Below are 18437 nucleotides of genomic sequence, written 5' to 3'. Positions count from 1 at the left end.
TTGCCTGGCGGCGATAGCGCGGTGGTCCCACCTGACCCCATGCCGAACTCAGCAGTGAAACGCCGTAGCGCCGATGGTAGTGTGGGGTCTCCCCATGTGAGAGTAGGGAACTGCCAGGCATCAAACACGGATTATCGGAGTGACATCTGATAATCGACAGACTCAAAGAGATGAGTCTAAGCAGCGGAATGCTGGCCCTAAGGGCAGGTATCAGGACGATACGCGTAAAAGAATCGGTGGAGCGGTAGTTCAGTTGGTTAGAATACCTGCCTGTCACGCAGGGGGTCGCGGGTTCGAGTCCCGTCCGTTCCGCCACCCTATTTAGGGGCGTAGTTCAATTGGTAGAGCACCGGTCTCCAAAACCGGGTGTTGGGAGTTCGAGTCTCTCCGCCCCTGCCAGATAAAAACCCTTCACTTCATCGTGAAGGGTTTTTTTTCGCTTTGATTTTTCTGTCCCATTCACATTTTCCAATTGCCCTTTTGTGGGTAAAAAATCAAACATGCTCTTTGGGTAGCCCGTGCACACTTAACAACTTGATAATGCCGAATTCAAACAAAACAAATGCTATAACGCGATCTCAATAGGGCATTTTAGTAACTGCCGAATCAGCGTTTGTTGGTCGCTGTTTTGCAACCAAACGGCATAAAACGGACGAACAACCGCCGGTATATCCTCCGATACTCTTAGGTGAGAATACTGTTGTGCCCAGTGGCTGGGTAAAAAAGCACAGCCGCCGATGGTTGCCAGTAACTGACGAGTCAGATGGGCTGAGGTTGTGGTAAGAATTGGATGCTGTTCACTGGCCAGCAAGCGGTTTTCCTGCTGATGGAAATCAGCCCCCCACTCCAACTTAATGTAAGGCAACGGCTGATTGGTTTCGTGTGCCCCCGAAGTAAACAGCGATAAAGAGAAGTTCCCAAGAAGCTGGCTCGCCAACTCGTCCATTTTAGGCTGTTCTGTTGTGATAAGCAGATCCAACTGACGTTCATGCAGCTGTTTTACCAATGAGTGACGCAGCGCGATACGCGCCTCCAATTGCAGCAAGGGCCGCTGCTGATAGAGCGATTGCAACCATGGCGTGAGATATGCCTCCCACAGCGAAGCGGTCGCGCCAATCGAAAGAAGGCTATGCTGTTGCGATCGAACAACCTCTTTTTTAGCTAGCTGCCAGGTGCCAATCAAGCTTTCCGCATAGGGCAAAAGGCGCTCTCCTGCTGGTGTCAAGCGGATATTGTTACGATGGCGAGTGAATAAATTTGCACCAAGTTGAGTTTCCAACTGACGAATGCGAAAACTGACCGCAGACTGTGTCAGATAGAGTGATTCTGCGGCGCGACCAAAGTGTCTTGTTCTGCTGACTTCCAGAAAGGTTTTCAGTAATTCGGTATCCACGCCTATCTCCAAAAAAATTTGTCGTAATGATTTAAATGTTTTGTTTTACACAATGTCAAGCCTATCTAATACTCCGCGCCATAAACAACACGACCATAAGAGAATTAGGAGCGTGTAAGATGGCGGAAAGCTTCTCTACCAATAATCGTTTTTTTGATAACAAGTTTTACCCACGTGGTTTTTCCCGACATGGCGACTTTACTATTAAAGAAGCGCAACTGTTGGAGCGCCATGGTTATGCCTTTAACGAACTTGATCTGGGTAAACGCGAACCGGCCACTGAGGAAGAAGTACAGTTTGTTGCAATGTGTCGTGGCGAACGTAAGGCTGAAACAGACATGGAAAAGATATGGTCTAAGTATATGGATCGTATCCGTCGTCCTAAACGCTTCCACACGCTATCCGGCGGTAAGCCGCAAATGGATGCGGTGGAAGAATACACCGAAAGTGACGATTAATACAAAACGGGGCGTAAGCCCCTTTTTACCGTTTGGGTTTTCATTCCAGATTTTTATGAAGCTGTATGAGCAGGCGATCCATACATCGGTAGCTAAGCGCTTCTGCAAGGTGTTTCCTGTGTATTTTCTCCTGCCCGCTAAGGTCGGCGATGGTGCGGGCGACTTTCAGTATCCGGTGCCAGGCGCGTACGGATAACCCCAGTTTGCTCATTACGTCTTCCAGATAGACCGCGTCATCCGACTCGAGCCGGCAATATTTTTCTATTTCACTGGGTTTTAACCGTGCGTTGATAGCATTGGCTCGTTTAAGTTGTTTCTGGCGTGCGGCCAGAACACGTTCTCTGACCACTGCGCTGCTTTCGCCCTGACAAATCTGCTGACGTAATATGCCGGGTGGCAACAACGGAACTTCAATGGAAATATCGAAGCGATCCAGAAATGGGCCGGACAGCTTGCTGAGATAGCGTAAGATCTGTCGGGCCGGCAGGCGGTTATGAATCCCTTGATAATGGCCGGAAGGGCTGGGATTCATTGCAGCAACCAACTGGACTCTGGCCGGATAACAGACTTTTGCCCGGGTGCGGGAGATAATGATTTCTCCCGACTCTAACGGTTCGCGAAGTGAATCTAAAACGCGGCGCTCAAATTCCGGCAACTCGTCGAGAAACAGGACGCCGTTGTGTGCCAGAGAGATCTCGCCCGGTTTAGGCAACGAGCCGCCGCCAACCAAAGCCGTCATGGATGCGCTGTGATGCGGCGCCCTGAACGGCCGGGTTCGCCACCGTGTCATGGTGGCGTCAATGTTTATCAGGCTATTGATCGCCGCACTTTCCAGCGCCTCTTCATCGCTCAACGGCGGCATCAGGTTGCCAAGTCGGCTGGCTAACATGGTTTTCCCCGTTCCTGGCGGTCCCAGCAAGAGCAGGTTATGTCCACCGGCGGCCGCGATTTCCAGCGCCCGCTTCGCTTGTTCCTGTCCAATAATGTCTTTCAGGTCGGGTTCGTCGTTATCGCTCGATGGTTCCTGTGAAATATTGCAGCTCCGGATCAGTTCTTCTTCACCTTGTAAAAATGCACAAACCTGTAGCAGATGCCCTGCCATCAGCGCTTCTCCCTGAGGGATCAGCGCCATTTCCAACTGATTGCCTTCCGGCAGGATTAACTGGCGGCCTGATTTTATAGCTTCCAACGCTGCCGGAATTGCGCCGTTGACGGGTCTCAGCGCGCCGGAGAGGCCCAGTTCGCCGAGAAACTCATAGTGGCTTAGCTTTTCCCCTTTGATTTGCTCTGAGGCCGCGAGAATGGCTAAGGCGATGGGGAGGTCATAACGGCCGCCTTCTTTGGGAAGGTCGGCCGGCGCCAGATTGACCGTGATACGTTTGGCCGGGAATGAGAATCCGCAATTGATGAGTGCGCTGCGTACGCGATCGCGAGCCTCTTTGACGGTAGTTTCCGGCAAGCCTACCAGCGTGAGGGCCGGTAATCCGCTGCTGATATGTACCTCAATGGATACGTCCGGCGCCTGCACGCCTATCATTGCCCGTGTATAGGTAACTGCCAGTGACATACTGTTCTCCCTTCGCCAAGGAAGACATGATGCGTAATACCGGATAAAGAAAGGATCAAATGATCATGATTTTGTGCGGCGATAGTGAAAAATAGCTGGTTTTCTCAATGTGTTGCTTGCCGTATGCGCAGCCTGTCGCAGATACGTCGCCCCGTTTGAGCCAACAGGACGAACGATGCGTTTCTTTTTACTCGCTCCTGACGCTTACGTTGAACAGAGATCGCTGGCTATAATAAACGGACATAATGCGGGTTGGACAATGACGCCCGCTGATAATGTTACCATTAGTATGCTAATCAACCGTCGAACGGTTCAAATTCCCGGCTGTGACGATATTAACCAGAATATCTGCTACCTTATGATTACATTCTACTTTTTAGTAATTGTTATTCTGCGTGATAGAAAAACACCGAAAAAACTGTTGTCATATCATCACAGATTGTGATAACTCTGTAGACATTCGTTCGACAGCAGATTAGTGAACACTCTATTTATGAAAGCTTTCTCCCTAGTGATTAGCCTAGTCGTGATTAGCGTGGTGGTGATTATTATCCCACCGTGCGGGGCAGCACTTGGACGAAGAATGGCTTAGCAAATCAGGCCCGAATTCAAGAAAACCCCCGCACCGAAAGGTCGGGGGTTTTTTGTTGGGGCAATAAATAATGACGTAAGGGAGCGGAAGAGAAGATGGTTAGTCATGCAGAATTCTGTTATTCCCACAAGATGTTGGGGAAATAACGATGAATGGGGCTCAGTGGGTGGTGCAAGCGTTGCAGACGCAGGGAGTGGAAACGGTTTTTGGTTATCCTGGCGGCGCGATAATGCCGGTCTATGATGCGCTTTATGACGGCGGCGTGGAACACCTGCTGTGCCGGCATGAGCAAGGCGCCGCCATGGCCGCGATTGGCTATGCTCGCGCAACCGGCAAGGTTGGCGTATGTATCGCGACTTCCGGGCCTGGTGCGACCAACCTGATCACCGGGTTGGCGGATGCGCTGCTGGATTCTGTTCCTATCGTCGCGATCACCGGGCAGGTGGGTTCCGCCCTTATTGGTACGGATGCGTTCCAGGAGATCGACGTATTGGGGTTGTCTCTGGCCTGTACGAAGCACAGTTTTCTGGTGGAATCGCTGGAGTCGTTGCCTGAGGTGATGTCTGAAGCTTTCGCTATCGCCAGCAGCGGGCGACCGGGGCCGGTGCTGGTTGATATTCCTAAAGATATCCAATTGGCTGAAGGAGACTTTACCCCCTATTTTACGCCGGTTGATAATGGTTTTGATTTCCCCAGACAGGATATTGAACGGGCCCGTGAGATGCTGGCAAACGCGCGGAAGCCGGTGTTGTACGTTGGCGGCGGCGTGGGTATGGCACGGGCGGTTCCCGTTTTGCGTGAGTTTATCGCCATTACCGATATGCCGTCCGTGGTGACGTTGAAAGGGTTAGGTAGCGTGGATGCCAATCACCCCTACTATCTGGGCATGATTGGCATGCACGGTACTAAGTCTGCAAATCTGATGGTTCAGGAATGCGATCTGCTGATCGCTGTCGGCGCCCGTTTTGACGATAGGGTGACCGGTAAGCTGAATACGTTTGCCCCGCAGGCCAATGTTATCCACATGGATATCGATCCGGCCGAATTGAGTAAACTGCGTCAGGCGAATGTGGCGCTGCAAGGCGATCTGAAGGCGTTATTGCCGGCTTTGCAACAGCCGTTGAACATTGAAGCATGGCAACAGCAGGCCGTGATGATGAAAAACGAGTACCCGTGGCGTTATGATCACCCGGGACAGGCAATTTATGCGCCGGCGTTACTGAAAGCCCTCTCTGACCGTAAAGCCGCGGATACCGTTGTAACGACGGATGTCGGCCAGCACCAAATGTGGGCGGCTCAGCACATGGCGTTCAGCCGTCCTGAAAATTTCATTACCTCAAGCGGGCTCGGCACCATGGGATTTGGCGTACCTGCAGCGGTGGGCGCGCAGGTTGCCCGACCTGACGATATGGTCATCTGTATTTCGGGTGACGGCTCTTTTATGATGAATGTTCAAGAGTTGAGCACCATCAAGCGAAAACGGTTGCCGCTGAAGATTGTTCTGCTGGATAACCAACGATTAGGTATGGTTCGGCAGTGGCAGCAGTTGTTTTTTGATGAACGCTATAGTGAAACCAACCTCTCTGATAATCCTGATTTCCTGACGCTGGCAAGCGCCTTTGATATTCCCGGCCAGCGCATCACCCGTAAAGACCAGATTGATGCCGCACTGGATGCCCTGTTCAACAGCGACGGGCCATACTTACTGCATGTCTCCATTGATGAATACGAGAATGTCTGGCCGTTGGTGCCACCCGGCGCCGGTAATGAAACGATGTTAGATAAAACAGAATAATAGCTGGAGAAAAACAGAATGACACGCCATCAGCTTTCGATTCAGGCCCGCTTCCGTCCAGAGATTCTGGAGCGTGTGTTACGCGTCGTCCGACACCGAGGCTTTCAGATATGCGCCATGAACATGGTACACACGACCAATACTGACGATCATATTAATATTGAGCTGACCGTCGCCAGCCATCGTCCGATAGATTTACTGTCGGCGCAATTGAGTAAATTGCTGGATATTGCTTATGTTGACGTTCAGCCAATGACAACATCGCAGCAGTTCAGCGCCTAACATACAGAGTAAGGGAAATAAGAAATGACCAAGAAAGCTGACTACATTTGGTTCAACGGAGAAATGGTTCCGTGGGCAGAGGCTAAAGTTCATGTCATGTCGCACGCCTTGCATTACGGGACATCCGTGTTTGAAGGCGTTCGTTGTTATAATTCGCACCAGGGGCCGGTGGTGTTCCGTCACCGCGAGCATATGCAGCGCCTGCATGACTCGGCAAAAATCTACCGTATGCCATTGCGGCAAAGCGTCGATGAACTAATGGAAGCGTGTCGCGAGACGCTGCGCAAGAATAACCTGACCAGCGCATACATTCGTCCGTTGGTGTTTGTCGGCGATGTCGGCATGGGCGTAAATCCGCCTGACGGCTATGAAACGGATGTGATCATCGCGGCGTTTCCGTGGGGGGCGTATTTAGGCGAAGAGGCGCTGGAACAGGGCATTGATGCCATGGTGTCGTCGTGGCATCGTGTGGCGGCGAATACCATTCCGACGGCGGCGAAAGCCGGCGGGAACTATCTTTCATCGCTGCTGGTGGGGAGTGAAGCCCGTCGTCATGGCTATCAGGAAGGGATTGCGCTGGATGTGCATGGCTACGTTTCCGAAGGCGCGGGTGAAAACCTGTTTGAAGTCAAAGACGGCATTATCTTTACGCCGCCGTTTACCTCTTCCGCACTGCCTGGCATTACGCGTGACGCGATTATCAAACTGGCGAAAGCGTCAGGATTTGAAGTCCGCGAACAGGTGTTGTCGCGTGAATCATTATATCTGGCCGACGAAGTGTTTATGTCCGGCACCGCCGCTGAAATTACGCCGGTTCGCAGCGTTGACGGCATCCAGGTTGGCATCGGTAAATGCGGCCCGGTAACGAAAAAGCTGCAACAGGCATTCTTTGGCCTATTTACCGGTGAAACCGAAGATAAATGGGGCTGGCTGGATCCCGTTAACCGTTAATTATTTATCATTACAGACAGAATCAGAGGCGGTGCCCGTTCCGTCATCGCCCATTTAGTTATTATTGGAGTAATAAGAGTATGCCTAAGTACCGTTCAGCCACAACCACGCACGGCCGTAACATGGCCGGCGCCCGGGCCCTGTGGCGCGCCACCGGAATGACCGACGACGATTTTGGCAAGCCCATTATCGCGGTGGTCAACTCATTCACCCAGTTCGTTCCCGGTCATGTGCATTTGCGCGATCTGGGGAAACTGGTCGCCGAGCAAATCGAAGCGTCCGGCGGCGTGGCCAAAGAGTTCAACACCATTGCGGTCGATGACGGTATTGCCATGGGGCATGGCGGCATGCTCTATTCCCTGCCTTCACGCGAGCTGATAGCCGATTCGGTTGAATACATGGTTAATGCGCACTGCGCCGATGCCATGGTGTGTATTTCCAACTGCGACAAAATCACCCCGGGAATGATGATGGCCGCGCTGCGTCTCAACATTCCGGTCATCTTTGTCTCCGGCGGGCCGATGGAAGCCGGAAAAACCAAGCTTTCCAATCAGATAATCAAACTGGATCTGGTCGATGCCATGATTCAGGGCGCGAACCCGAACGTCAGCGACGCCGACAGCGAGCAGATTGAGCGCTCGGCCTGTCCGACCTGCGGTTCCTGTTCCGGCATGTTTACCGCCAACTCCATGAACTGTCTGACCGAAGCGCTGGGGCTGTCGCAGCCGGGCAACGGTTCGCTGCTGGCGACGCATGCCGATCGTAAGAATCTGTTCCTGAATGCCGGTAAACGCATTGTCGAGCTGGCGAAACGCTACTACGAGCAGGACGACGCGCGCGCGTTGCCGCGCAATATCGCCACCAAAGCGGCGTTTGAAAATGCCATGACGCTGGATATTGCCATGGGCGGCTCGACCAATACCGTACTGCACCTGCTGGCGTCGGCGCAGGAAGGAGAGGTCGATTTCACGATGGAAGATATCGACCGCCTGTCGCGCAAGGTTCCGCATCTGTGCAAGGTGGCGCCGAGCACGCAGAAATATCATATGGAAGACGTGCATCGCGCCGGTGGGGTGATGGGCATCCTCGGCGAGCTGGATCGCGCCGGTCTGCTGCACCGCGAGGTGTACAACGTGCTGGGTAAAACGCTGCCGGAAACGCTGGCGGAATACGACGTGGTACAGACCGACAACGACGACGTGAAAAAGATGTACTCCGCCGGCCCGGCCGGTATCCGCACCACGCAGGCGTTTTCGCAGAACTGCCGCTGGGATTCGCTGGATATTGACCGACAGGAGGGATGTATTCGTTCCCGTGAGTTTGCCTATAGTCAGGACGGCGGTCTGGCGGTGCTGTACGGTAATCTGGCGGAAAACGGCTGTATCGTGAAGACCGCCGGCGTGGATAAAGGTAGCCTGGTGTTCCGCGGCCCGGCCAAAGTGTACGAGAGTCAGGATGATGCGGTAGAAGCGATCCTGGGGGGCAAGGTCGTGGCGGGTGACGTAGTGGTTATTCGTTACGAAGGGCCGAAAGGCGGGCCGGGCATGCAGGAAATGCTGTATCCGACCACATACCTGAAATCGATGGGGCTGGGCAAAAGCTGTGCGCTGATCACCGACGGACGTTTCTCCGGTGGGACATCGGGTCTGTCGATCGGCCATGCTTCTCCTGAAGCGGCGAATGGCGGCACCATTGGTCTGGTGCAAGATGGCGACATCATCGCCATTGATATTCCAGGCCGCAGCATTGCGCTGGAAGTGGCGGAAAGTGAATTAGCGAGCCGCCATGAAGCTGAACTGGCGCGGGGCGATGCCGCCTGGACGCCGCACAATCGTGACCGTCTGGTTTCTTTTGCGCTGCGCGCTTACGCCAGTTTGGCGACCAGTGCCGATAAAGGCGCCGTTCGTGATAAGAGCAAGCTGGGAGGCTGATAATCATGGCTGTGTCACAACCCCTTCCTTCCGCGCCCTGTGGCGCGGAGTACCTGCGGGCTATCCTACGCTCGCCGGTCTATGAAGTTACTCAGGTCACGCCGTTGGAGAAAATGGACAAGCTTTCTTCGCGGTTGGGTAATGTCATTCTGGTGAAGCGAGAAGATCGCCATGTGGTGCACAGCTTTAAGCTGCGCGGCGCTTACGCGATGATAGCCGGTCTGAACGACGAACAGAAATCGCACGGCGTGGTGACCGCATCCGCCGGTAACCATGCGCAGGGCGTGGCGCTTTCCGCCAGCAAGCTTGGCATTCATTCATTGATTGTCATGCCGGTTGCTACGGCGGATATCAAAGTCGATGCGGTACGCGGTTTTGGCGGTGAGGTATTGCTGCATGGCGCGAACTTTGACGAGGCCAAAGCCAAAGCCATCGAACTGTCGCAACAGCAGAAAATGACCTTTTTGCCGCCGTTCGATCACCCGGCGGTCATTGCCGGACAGGGCACGCTGGCGATGGAGCTGTTGCAGCAGGACGCGCATCTGGACCGGGTATTCGTGCCGGTCGGCGGCGGCGGTCTGGCGGCCGGCGTGGCGGTGTTGATCAAACAGTTGATGCCGCAGATTAAAGTGATTGGCGTGGAAGCGGAAGATTCAGCCTGTCTGCGCGCCGCGCTGGACGCCGGGCATCCGGTCGATCTGGCCCGCGTGGGGCTGTTTGCCGAAGGCGTGGCGGTAAAACGCATTGGTGATGAAACTTTCCGTCTGTGTCAGGAATATCTTGACGATGTGATCACCGTAGACAGCGATGCCATCTGTGCGGCGGTAAAAGACCTGTTTGAAGACGTGCGCGCGGTTGCCGAGCCGTCCGGCGCGCTGGCGCTGGCGGGGATGAAGAAGTACATCCAGCAGCATCAGATTCAGGGCGAGCGTCTGGCGCATGTGTTGTCCGGCGCCAATGTCAATTTCCACGGTTTGCGCTATGTGTCTGAGCGTTGTGAGTTGGGCGAGCAGCGGGAAGCTTTGCTGGCGGTCACCATCCCGGAGAAGAAAGGCAGCTTCCTGACGTTCTGCCAACTGCTGGGCGGGCGGGCCGTGACCGAGTTTAACTACCGCTATGCGGATGCCAAAAACGCCTGCATTTTTGTCGGCGTGCGCCTCACGCGTGGTCACGACGAGCGTGAGGAGATCATTGCCGAGCTGTCTCAGGGCGGTTATGAGGTGGTGGATTTATCCGATGATGAAATGGCGAAGCTGCACGTTCGCTATATGGTCGGCGGGCGGCCTTCAAAACCTTTGCAGGAACGCCTGTATAGCTTTGAATTTCCAGAATCGCCGGGGGCGCTGCTGAAATTTCTGCATACGTTGGGCACGCACTGGAATATTTCGCTGTTCCACTATCGCAGCCACGGCATGGACTTTGGCCGGGTGCTGGCGGCGTTTGAGCTGGAGGATCGCGATCCGGAGTTCGAGCAACATCTTCAGGCGCTGGGCTACGAGTGCCATGACGAAACCAGTAATCCGTCATTCCGCTTCTTTCTGGCGGGTTAGCGGCGGCTGACGTATTACCCGCATAAGCGCTCCCGGTGGTGTTTCACAGCCGGGAGCGTTATCTTTACATCATCCTACGGCCCGTTCAGATGATGTAACACGATGGCAACGCATTTCAATGGCTTTTCCCAGCAGGGATTGACGTTTCTGCAACAGGTGCGCCAGCACAATGATAAAGACTGGTTTGATGAGCATCGCGCTATTTACGATGAGCAATTGGTGTCGCCTTTTCGCGCGCTGGTCGATGCGCTCAGCCTGACCATGTTGCAAATCGACGACCAGTTTGAAACCCGTCCGGCCATCGGCAAGACACTTTCCCGTATTCACCGCGATACGCGCTTTTCCCACGATAAATCACGCTACCGCAGCCAGATGTGGCTGACGTTCAAGCGAACCCGTAAAGACTGGACCGACGCGCCGGTCTATTTCTTTGAGATTACGCCTGATACCTGGCGCTATGGTCTGGGGTACTACAGCGCCACGCGTAATACGATGGAGCTGTTCCGGCAAACGGTGCGCGACAACCCGCAAGGCTTCCTTGACGTGGCCAACTGTCTGCAAGACAGGTTTAAGCTGGAAGGTGAAAGCTATAAACGTCCGTTGATCAAAGATCTGCCGCCCGCGCTGGCCGACTGGTATAACCGCAAGTCCTTTGCCGCCATTTGCACCAGTCAGGATATGGCGCCGCTGTTCTCCGGCGAACTGACGACGACGTTGGCGCAGGGGTTCACTCAGTTGGAGCCGCTTTATCATTACCTGATGAAAATCGAAACCATGAAGCGGGCGACGCAGTCACATAATATCGATCCTTATGCGCGGTTCTCCGGCTAATGCCTATTCGAAGCATTATATAAACCAGCGTTGTCCGGCAAGACGGGCGGCGCCGCTGGCTCCGTTAAAAGACGAAGAAGAGGCGGGAAGAAAACGCACCGCATCATGGGGCAACGGGCGGCGCAGGCATGTCCGGATCCGCGTTATCAGCGTATCCAGCGGAAAGCCTGGCATATCCATCACGCCGCCGCCCAGAATTACGACGTGAGGGTCAAACAGGTTGACGCTGGTGGCAACGGCGCGCGCCGCATGCTCTAAGAATTCGCCAATAAAGAGGTCATCACCGGTGTGCAGAAACAGATCGCCGAGCGCATACGGCCGCGACATTTGCTCGTACCAGCGACGCAGCGCCATGCCTGAGCAGACGGTTTCCAGACAGCCATAGTTGCCGCAGCCGCACTGTAGCCGCCCGTCGCCCTGGGGAATATGGCCGAGTTCGCCCGCCACGCCGTGCGCTCCGGTCCATGGCGCGCCGTTCAGCCAGATGGCAAAGCCCATGCCGGTGCCGAGATAGGCGGCCAGCACCACGTTGTCCTCCAGGTCGTTGGCATGCACATCGTAAGAGAGTTGCAGGTTCACATCGCGAGCAAACTGTACCGGGCAGTGCAGGGCCTGTTCCAGCCGCTCCGCCAGATTGGCCAGATCGTCAGACGTGAGCGGCAGATTGGGTGTGGAGATGATGGTGCGCCGATCGCTGCCGACCAGCGCCGGGAACCCCATAACCAGACCAAGGCAGCGCGCCTGATGGCGGTTAACCCACTGATGCAACCACGTGCTTAACCCCTCAACCAGATCGGGGGTGAGCACCTCCGCGGTAGCGGACTTCTCGCGCAGGATCACCTCTCCCCGAGCGTTTTGCAGGCAGACGCGGAGATGGGTGGCGCCCATATCCACCCCGGCGACCACGGAAAGCCGTTCAGACATGGGGCACCGCCTCGCGTTTGGCCTGCATAATCTGTTGTGACATGGCGCGCCATGCTTCATCGATATTCTGCGAATGACCGAACAGGCCGGACGAACCGACAATCAGCACATCGGCGCCCGCCTCAATCAGTTGCTGATACGTGGCCTGATTGCAGGAGCCGTCGATCTCAATTTCATAGGCCAATCCTTCGCGCGCGCGCCATGCTTTCAGTTCCACGATTTTTTCCAGCATTTCGGGGATGAACGGCTGCCCGGCAAAGCCGGGGTCGACCGTCATCACGGTGATCTTATCTGCTTTATGGAGGTAATACTTCATTGCGTCGACCGGTGTCTCCGGGTTGAGGATCAGGCCGACTTTCATCCCGCGCTGGCGGATCTCGTCGATCAGGCGGAAGGCCTGACCGTTGATGGTTTCCGGGTGGAGGGTAATGAAGTCGGCGCCGGCCGAGGCCAGTGAGGCAATGTAATCTTGCGGCCTGGTCACCATCAGATGGCAGTCAAGCGGCTTACTCGCCAGCCGCCTGACCTGGCTGACGAAAAAGGGAGACAGCGTCAGGTTCGGCACAAAATGGCCGTCCATGATGTCGATATGAAAATAGTCCGCGTGGCGATCGATAAACTCGATCTGCTCTTTGAACTTCAACAAATCCATACACATTAGAGAGGGGGATATTTTCATCATTGACTCCTTACTTGCTGATCAGCCGATCCAGCGCGACAGCAGCGATAATCAGCCCGCCCATCACCACCAGTTGGTAGTAGGTTTGTACTTGCAGGATATTCAGGCCGTTATTGATGGTGCCGATAATCAACCCGCCGATAACCACTGAAAAGATGCGGCCCTTGCCGCCGAAGAAACTGGTGCCGCCAATGATGGCGCTGGCGATGGCGTAAGTTTCAAACCCCATGCCGGCTAACGGCTCGGCCGCGCCCAGTCGGGCGGTGGAAACCACGCCGGCCAACCCGGCGCAAATTCCGGAGATGATGAAGACCACCAGCATGTGGAACTTCACATCAATACCGGAGTAGAAGGCGGAGTTTTTATTGCCGCCCAGCGCATAGATATTGCGGCCAAGCCGGGTACGGGAGGTGATGAACCACAGCAGCAGAGCGATCAACAGCGAGAAAATGACCGGTACGGGCACGCCGATCACGCTGGCGGCAAAGAAATTAACGAAATCGAACGAGAAGCCATAGACGGAGTTGGCGTCGGAAATGACCAGCGTAATGCCGCGAAAGATAGCGTTAGTTCCCAAGGTGATGATAAACGGATGCAGACCGGTCCAGTTGACCAGGCAACCGTTAATCGCGCCGAGTGCGCCGCCCACCAGCACGCCGCCAATCAGCGCGGCGGACAGGGGGTCAACGCCCGCCAGCATCAGCTTGGCGGTTACCATCCCCGACAGCGCCAGAATCGCCCCCACGGACAGATCGATACCCGCCACCAGGATGGCGAAAAACTCACCCATACCGATCAACACGGTTACCGAACTCTGGACGAAAATCTGCGTGATGTTATTCGTGTTGAGGAAATATTCCGGCGAGAGCGTGCCAAAGATCGCCACGATAATCGCGAGGATGAAAAACGTCCCGTATTTGTCCCAGAAAATGGCGAAATTAAACGGTTTTTTCTGCGCCGGATCGCCTTTTACTCTTGTGGTAATGCCCATGCCATAATCTCCTCTTCGCTTATATCGTCGCGATTGGTCAGGATTTGCGTCAGCCGTCCCGCGCAGAACACTGCGATGCGGTCACAGACGGTAATAATTTCAGGCAGCTCTGAGGAAACCATCAGAATGACTTTTCCCTCGTCCGCCAGCAGGCGCATCACTTTGTAGATTTCGGCCTTGGCACCCACATCAATGCCGCGGGTGGGCTCATCGAAGATGATTACCTCCGGATTGCAGCATAACCATTTGGAAATCAGTACCTTTTGCTGATTCCCCCCTGACAGCTCGGTAATATTCTGGTCGACCGAGTGACATTTCAGCGCCAGCAGCTTGCGCTGCTGTTCGGCGATCTCGCGCTCCTGCCGCGGGTTAAACAATCCCATGACGCCTTTATAGCCGCCGTCCTTCAGGCTCCGGCCGATCGCTATATTTTCGACGATGGAAAAGTTGGCGAAAAAGCCGTTTTCGCGCCGGCTTTCGGTGATGTAGCCCATTCCTTTTTTCAGCGCATCAAGCGGGGAGCGTGGGGTAATGGGTTTGCCGTGCAGCAGGATTTCGCCCTGGCTGCGTTTGTCGACGCCAAACAGGCAGTTCATCAGTTCTGTTCGCCCGGAACCGACCAGCCCCGCGAAGCCGAGGATTTCCCCACGGCTGACCGAAAAAGAAATATCGCGAACCTTTTTTTTATCCCGGCTGGTGACATGCTTTACTTCGAACACCGTATCGTGTTCGATGTTGCCGGCGTTCTCTTTCATGGCGATAAAGCGATTTTGCAGCTCGCGTCCGACCATCAGGCGCACGATGTCGTCATTGCTCACCTCGTTCATCATGCCGCTATAGACGCTGCCGCCGTCTTTCATCACCGTGTAGCGGTCGCAGATCTGGCGGATTTCATTCAGCTTGTGTGAGATATAAACGATCGAGCAACCATCTTTACGCAGCTGATTCATGATTAAAAACAGATAATCCACCTCTTTATTGGTTAGCGAAGAGGTCGGTTCATCCATAATGATGACGTTGGCGTTTAACATCAGCGTTCTGGCAATTTCCAGCATTTGTTTATGGCTGATGGATAAATTGGCGACTTTCTCATCGAGATCGACTTTCAGGCCAACGCGTAATAACATCATGGCGGCACGAACGCGCATTTCTTTCCAGTCGATAATCTTTACGCCACAGACTTTTTTGGTGGGATGGCGGCCAATATAAAGATTTTCCAGCACCGTTAATTCATCAATAACGCTTAATTCCTGATAAATTATGCCAATACCTAATTGCGCCGCGAGTTTATGATCCAGTTTGTTATAGACCACATTATTAATGGTAATATTCCCTTCGGTTGGCGCATATATTCCCGACAATATTTTCATTAAGGTTGATTTACCGGCGCCATTTTCACCTAATAATGCGTGGATCTCATGGGTGTAAATAGTTAAATCAACCGACTTCAATGCGTGAACCGGGCCAAAGGATTTGCCGATCCCCGCCATACGGATATAAGGCGTGACCATACGATTACCTTTTATACTCGTTATATTTCAGTTGCATGTGCGCTGGCTGCGTTACTCGGCCCATCCATGGGTCTCGTCCTTCGGGCTGCGGCGATCGACGTTCAAATCTGTTCCCGGCAGAGTTGTCAGTCACCCGGATAGCGGCGTCAGCTTGCCTCAACGCCTCTGTCTTGTTGTTAGCGGGCGCAGGTGGAGAGAAACGACTCCCCTCTCCTTGCCGAAAAGGGGACGGAGGTTTATTGGGTAATCAATACCGAATCAACCAGCTTAAACTCCGGTTGTTTATCCAGTGGAATAACCTTGCCGGATTTCTCCGCTTCCACCAGTAGCCGCAGGCCGGTGGCGCCGATATCCGCCGGGCTCTGCGCCACGGTGGCGGTCATTTGCCCGCTTTCCACCATCTTGCGCGCTTCCGGAATACCGTCGGTGCCGATAACCAGCACCTTGCCGGTTTTACCCGCATTGGTTACCGCTTGCGCCACGCCCATGGCCATGGTGTCGTTAGCGCAGTAGAAGGCTTTCAGGTTTGGGTTGCGCTGTAGCACATTGGTGGCTACGTCCAACGCTTTGATCCGGTCCCAGTCCGCGGGCTGACTGGCGACCAGCTTGATGGCATCGGCTTTCTGAAAGGCGCCGGTCGCACCCTGACGGCGCGCTTCGCCGGAGGCATTGCCGGCTTTCCCTTCGATAATGGCGACTTCCCCGCCTTCGGCACCCAACCGCTGGATAATAAAGTCGGCTGCTTTGGCGCCTACCGCCGCGTTATCGGTGGTGACAAAGGCTTCGACGTTGCCGCCCGCTTTTTTCAGGTTGTCCATATCGATTTTTTCATCGAGATTGACCAGATAAATGCCTTTTTTCCAGGCTCGCGCCACCGGCATCACCAGGTTTACCGATGAGAGCGGAGCAAAGGCGATGCCTTTATAATTTTTATTACTCAGATCTTCAAATAACTGTAGCTGTGATTGAAAATCTCCTTCCGATGGCGAAGCAAATATATCCACGCTGATGCCTGATTTTTTCGCCTCGTCTTCAATCCCTTTTTTCATATCGACCCAGAACGGATTGGAAAGTGTTTTTAATACCACGGCATAATCGGCGGCGGCAAAAGCACTGGCGGATAACATCACGCCAACAGCCGCGCCACTGAATAATTTCAGAAGTTTATTCATCGCTCTATTCTCACTGTAGGGTAAGAGTACGGTTTATTATTTATCCCGGCGGAAAAAATCGACGATGGCGCCGGTCTTTTCCATATTTAATGTTGCCTGCTCAATATTCTGTTGTGCTACGGAAACAAAAAAAGCATCTAATAATGTGAGTTGTAAGATACGTGCGGATGCATTGCGCCCTAATAAAGGTGTTTCTGGCGCTGGCGAACAAATAATAAAATCGGCTAATTTGGCGATGGGCGAATGGTAACTATGCGTAATACATATTATTTTGGCGCCATTCTTTTTCGCCAGCTCTACCGCGGCTTTAACATCGCTGGTGCGCCCCGAGTGGGAAACCACCAGTACCACGTCCCCCTCTTGCAGCAGCGCGGCGGACATCATCATGATGTGCGCGTCCTGGTAGGCGTGGCAGCGTACGCCGATACGCAGCATTTTGTGTTCGATATCGGCACAGATCGCGTTTGATCCGCCTACGCCGTAAAGATCGCGCTGCTTCGCCCGGTGAAAGTAACGAGCCGCGCGGTGGATCTCGTCCACATTAACAATCGACTGCCCTTCCATAATGGTGCGCAGGGTGATATTGAAGACTTTATTCACCACGTCCTGCGGGGCTTCATCGAACGAGAGTTCTGCCGGCAACACCTGTTCGGATTGCGAAAAGTAGTCGATCAGCGTACTGCGCAGGCTGCGAAAGCCGCTGAAGCCCAGCAGCTTGGACACTTTGACGATCATCGCTTCCGATACCATCAGCGCCTCGGCGACATCTTTAATCGACGAAGCCTCGCTTAAATTACCCGGCGATAAAAACCATTCCACGATACGGCTTTCATTCTCCGTCATGCCTTCCTGCTTCATGCGCAAGTAAGGCGCAATGCCGATGCCGTGGGGAATACCCTGATCAAACTCTGATTGACTCATCTCGTTTTTCACGTTTGTAAGCTGGAGACAGCACTATATCACCACAACGTGCAGACGAAATATGCAACCAACTTCACAAAAAATATAAATTTATAAAGTTAATGTGTTTGTGAAGTTATTCTATGATCGACCATTATGACTATATTGATTTATTTTATTTAATATACAGATAGTTACATTAATTCCGGTTTTTGGCGGACAACACGGGAGGAACAATAAAATTAATAAAAAATTATCTTCTTGTGAGGTAAAAGGCAATTAATCAATATCAACTAACTGATACATATTGATTTTACTGTTAAATGCGTTTTTTAGTCACAAATAAATGAAATTTGTAAAGTTTGCAACGTTACTTAATTAAGAGGTTGTCGCGATGAGGAAGATTGTTCTTGGGTGCGATCATGTCGGGTTTGAACTGAAAGCGGAAATCGTCGCCCACATACAGCGGCGTGGCGTAACGGTGATGGATAAAGGCACATGGTCCAGCGAACGTACCGATTATCCGCGCTATGCCGTCGCGGTGGCGGAAGCGGTTGTGGCTGGTGATGCGGAAGGAGGAATATTGATTTGCGGCACGGGGGTGGGGATCGCCATTACCGCCAATAAATTTCCCGGCATCCGTGCCGTGGTTTGCAGCGAACCGTACTCGGCGCAGCTTTCCCGCCAGCACAACAATACCAATGTGCTGGCGTTCGGTTCGCGAGTCGTCGGGTCGGAACTGGCGAAAATGATCGTTGATGCCTGGCTGGATGCGCAGTTCGAGGGGGGGCGTCATCAGGCGCGCATCGATGCCATTGGCGAGGTAGAGTCGCGTTTTGGTTGCGCCGCGCCTTGACCCTCAGCATGGGTTTTCCATGTTCGCCGGCGTGTGTTGCCGTCACGCATTATT

The 18437-nt window shown here is 53.6% G+C and carries 17 protein-coding genes, 2 tRNA genes and 1 rRNA gene; 12 read left to right on the top strand and 8 right to left on the bottom strand.

From position 1 onward, the window contains the following. The first annotated feature begins 3 nt into the window (after nucleotides 1-3). The 3 genes from rrf to HOY33_RS17555 all read left to right on the top strand — a co-directional run bounded on the left by rrf (nucleotide 4) and on the right by HOY33_RS17555 (nucleotide 399). A 5S ribosomal RNA gene (gene rrf, locus HOY33_RS17565) occupies nucleotides 4-119 on the top strand. Between the two features lie 119 nt (nucleotides 120-238). Further along, nucleotides 239-315: transfer RNA gene (locus HOY33_RS17560), tRNA-Asp, on the top strand. Between the two features lie 8 nt (nucleotides 316-323). Next, a tRNA-Trp gene (locus HOY33_RS17555) sits at nucleotides 324-399 on the top strand. Nucleotides 400-565: 166 nt separating this feature from the next. Here HOY33_RS17555 and hdfR read toward each other — a convergent pair. After that, nucleotides 566-1393, bottom strand: coding sequence for an HTH-type transcriptional regulator HdfR (gene hdfR / locus HOY33_RS17550; protein WP_172291432.1), 828 nt, complete (start codon nucleotides 1391-1393; stop codon nucleotides 566-568). A 119-nt stretch (nucleotides 1394-1512) separates the two neighbouring features. On the opposite strand from hdfR, the gene HOY33_RS17545 reads away from it, so the two are divergent. Continuing rightward, a complete protein-coding gene (locus tag HOY33_RS17545; protein WP_172291431.1) occupies nucleotides 1513-1851 on the top strand; it encodes a DUF413 domain-containing protein in 339 nt (112 codons plus the stop codon). 40 nt (nucleotides 1852-1891) lie between these two features. Here the strand turns inward: HOY33_RS17545 and HOY33_RS17540 are convergent, their stop codons facing one another. Beyond that, nucleotides 1892-3418, bottom strand: a complete 1527-nt coding sequence (locus HOY33_RS17540) for a YifB family Mg chelatase-like AAA ATPase (protein ID WP_172291430.1) — start codon at nucleotides 3416-3418, stop codon at nucleotides 1892-1894. Nucleotides 3419-3911: 493 nt separating this feature from the next. Between HOY33_RS17540 and ilvL the strand changes: the two genes are divergently transcribed. From ilvL to HOY33_RS17505, 7 genes are all read left to right on the top strand, one after another. Beyond that, nucleotides 3912-4010, top strand: a complete 99-nt coding sequence (ilvL, locus tag HOY33_RS17535; protein ID WP_071778504.1) for an ilv operon leader peptide — start codon at nucleotides 3912-3914, stop codon at nucleotides 4008-4010. Nucleotides 4011-4158: 148 nt separating this feature from the next. After that, complete coding sequence (gene ilvG / locus HOY33_RS17530) at nucleotides 4159-5805, top strand: acetolactate synthase 2 catalytic subunit (RefSeq protein WP_172291429.1); 1647 nt, start codon at nucleotides 4159-4161, stop codon at nucleotides 5803-5805. An 18-nt stretch (nucleotides 5806-5823) separates the two neighbouring features. Continuing rightward, nucleotides 5824-6087 (top strand): acetolactate synthase 2 small subunit, encoded by a 264-nt coding sequence (ilvM, locus tag HOY33_RS17525; protein ID WP_172291428.1) that lies wholly within the window; start codon nucleotides 5824-5826, stop codon nucleotides 6085-6087. A gap of 24 nt (nucleotides 6088-6111) precedes the next feature. Next, a complete protein-coding gene (locus HOY33_RS17520) occupies nucleotides 6112-7038 on the top strand; it encodes a branched-chain amino acid transaminase (RefSeq protein WP_172291427.1) in 927 nt (308 codons plus the stop codon). 80 nt (nucleotides 7039-7118) lie between these two features. Beyond that, nucleotides 7119-8969 (top strand): dihydroxy-acid dehydratase, encoded by a 1851-nt coding sequence (gene ilvD / locus HOY33_RS17515; RefSeq protein WP_172291426.1) that lies wholly within the window; start codon nucleotides 7119-7121, stop codon nucleotides 8967-8969. Between the two features lie 5 nt (nucleotides 8970-8974). Then, a complete protein-coding gene (ilvA, locus tag HOY33_RS17510; protein ID WP_172291425.1) occupies nucleotides 8975-10519 on the top strand; it encodes a threonine ammonia-lyase, biosynthetic in 1545 nt (514 codons plus the stop codon). A 102-nt stretch (nucleotides 10520-10621) separates the two neighbouring features. After that, nucleotides 10622-11350, top strand: coding sequence for a DUF2461 domain-containing protein (locus tag HOY33_RS17505; protein ID WP_172291424.1), 729 nt, complete (start codon nucleotides 10622-10624; stop codon nucleotides 11348-11350). Nucleotides 11351-11365: 15 nt separating this feature from the next. Here HOY33_RS17505 and alsK read toward each other — a convergent pair whose 3' ends face one another. From alsK to alsR, 6 genes are all read right to left on the bottom strand, one after another. Continuing rightward, nucleotides 11366-12274 (bottom strand): allose kinase, encoded by a 909-nt coding sequence (alsK, locus tag HOY33_RS17500; protein WP_172291423.1) that lies wholly within the window; start codon nucleotides 12272-12274, stop codon nucleotides 11366-11368. Further along, on the bottom strand, nucleotides 12267-12953 hold the full coding sequence (alsE, locus tag HOY33_RS17495) for a D-allulose 6-phosphate 3-epimerase (protein WP_172291422.1): 687 nt from the start codon (nucleotides 12951-12953) through the stop codon (nucleotides 12267-12269). The genes alsK and alsE overlap by 8 nt, the downstream gene beginning before the upstream one ends. A gap of 10 nt (nucleotides 12954-12963) precedes the next feature. Next, the gene (gene alsC, locus HOY33_RS17490) at nucleotides 12964-13944 is read right to left on the bottom strand and encodes a D-allose ABC transporter permease (protein ID WP_172291421.1); all 981 of its coding nucleotides are present in this window, start codon (nucleotides 13942-13944) and stop codon (nucleotides 12964-12966) included. After that, nucleotides 13923-15455: a D-allose ABC transporter ATP-binding protein AlsA gene (gene alsA / locus HOY33_RS17485; RefSeq protein ID WP_172291420.1), complete on the bottom strand. Its 1533-nt coding sequence runs from the start codon at nucleotides 15453-15455 to the stop codon at nucleotides 13923-13925. Before alsA ends, alsC begins: the two co-directional genes overlap by 22 nt. Nucleotides 15456-15691: 236 nt before the next feature. Then, nucleotides 15692-16627, bottom strand: coding sequence for a D-allose transporter substrate-binding protein (alsB, locus tag HOY33_RS17480; protein WP_172291419.1), 936 nt, complete (start codon nucleotides 16625-16627; stop codon nucleotides 15692-15694). A gap of 36 nt (nucleotides 16628-16663) precedes the next feature. Next, on the bottom strand, nucleotides 16664-17548 hold the full coding sequence (alsR, locus tag HOY33_RS17475) for a D-allose utilization transcriptional regulator AlsR (RefSeq protein WP_172291418.1): 885 nt from the start codon (nucleotides 17546-17548) through the stop codon (nucleotides 16664-16666). Nucleotides 17549-17921: 373 nt separating this feature from the next. On the opposite strand from alsR, the gene rpiB reads away from it, so the two are divergent. Then, nucleotides 17922-18383, top strand: a complete 462-nt coding sequence (gene rpiB / locus HOY33_RS17470; RefSeq protein ID WP_172291417.1) for a bifunctional allose-6-phosphate isomerase/ribose-5-phosphate isomerase RpiB — start codon at nucleotides 17922-17924, stop codon at nucleotides 18381-18383. The last annotated feature ends 54 nt before the right edge of the window (nucleotides 18384-18437 follow it).

This window comes from Brenneria sp. hezel4-2-4, from assembly GCF_013155275.1.
Lineage (GTDB): Bacteria > Pseudomonadota > Gammaproteobacteria > Enterobacterales > Enterobacteriaceae > Brenneria.
This window is presented reverse-complemented; position numbering and strand designations above follow the sequence as displayed.

Bases quoted from the DNA above. Each gene is read 5' to 3' on its own strand.
- HOY33_RS17545 (WP_172291431.1), top strand. From the start codon at position 1,513: ATGGCGGAAAGCTTCTCTACCAATAATCGTTTTTTTGATAACAAGTTT.
- alsB (WP_172291419.1), bottom strand. From the start codon at position 16,627: ATGAATAAACTTCTGAAATTATTCAGTGGCGCGGCTGTTGGCGTGATG.
- ilvA (WP_172291425.1), top strand. From the start codon at position 8,975: ATGGCTGTGTCACAACCCCTTCCTTCCGCGCCCTGTGGCGCGGAGTAC.
- alsC (WP_172291421.1), bottom strand. From the start codon at position 13,944: ATGGGCATTACCACAAGAGTAAAAGGCGATCCGGCGCAGAAAAAACCG.
- alsK (WP_172291423.1), bottom strand. From the start codon at position 12,274: ATGTCTGAACGGCTTTCCGTGGTCGCCGGGGTGGATATGGGCGCCACC.
- rpiB (WP_172291417.1), top strand. From the start codon at position 17,922: ATGAGGAAGATTGTTCTTGGGTGCGATCATGTCGGGTTTGAACTGAAA.
- alsE (WP_172291422.1), bottom strand. From the start codon at position 12,953: ATGAAAATATCCCCCTCTCTAATGTGTATGGATTTGTTGAAGTTCAAA.
- HOY33_RS17520 (WP_172291427.1), top strand. From the start codon at position 6,112: ATGACCAAGAAAGCTGACTACATTTGGTTCAACGGAGAAATGGTTCCG.
- ilvM (WP_172291428.1), top strand. From the start codon at position 5,824: ATGACACGCCATCAGCTTTCGATTCAGGCCCGCTTCCGTCCAGAGATT.
- ilvD (WP_172291426.1), top strand. From the start codon at position 7,119: ATGCCTAAGTACCGTTCAGCCACAACCACGCACGGCCGTAACATGGCC.
- HOY33_RS17540 (WP_172291430.1), bottom strand. From the start codon at position 3,418: ATGTCACTGGCAGTTACCTATACACGGGCAATGATAGGCGTGCAGGCG.
- alsR (WP_172291418.1), bottom strand. From the start codon at position 17,548: ATGAGTCAATCAGAGTTTGATCAGGGTATTCCCCACGGCATCGGCATT.
- alsA (WP_172291420.1), bottom strand. From the start codon at position 15,455: ATGGTCACGCCTTATATCCGTATGGCGGGGATCGGCAAATCCTTTGGC.
- HOY33_RS17505 (WP_172291424.1), top strand. From the start codon at position 10,622: ATGGCAACGCATTTCAATGGCTTTTCCCAGCAGGGATTGACGTTTCTG.
- ilvL (WP_071778504.1), top strand. From the start codon at position 3,912: ATGAAAGCTTTCTCCCTAGTGATTAGCCTAGTCGTGATTAGCGTGGTG.
- ilvG (WP_172291429.1), top strand. From the start codon at position 4,159: ATGAATGGGGCTCAGTGGGTGGTGCAAGCGTTGCAGACGCAGGGAGTG.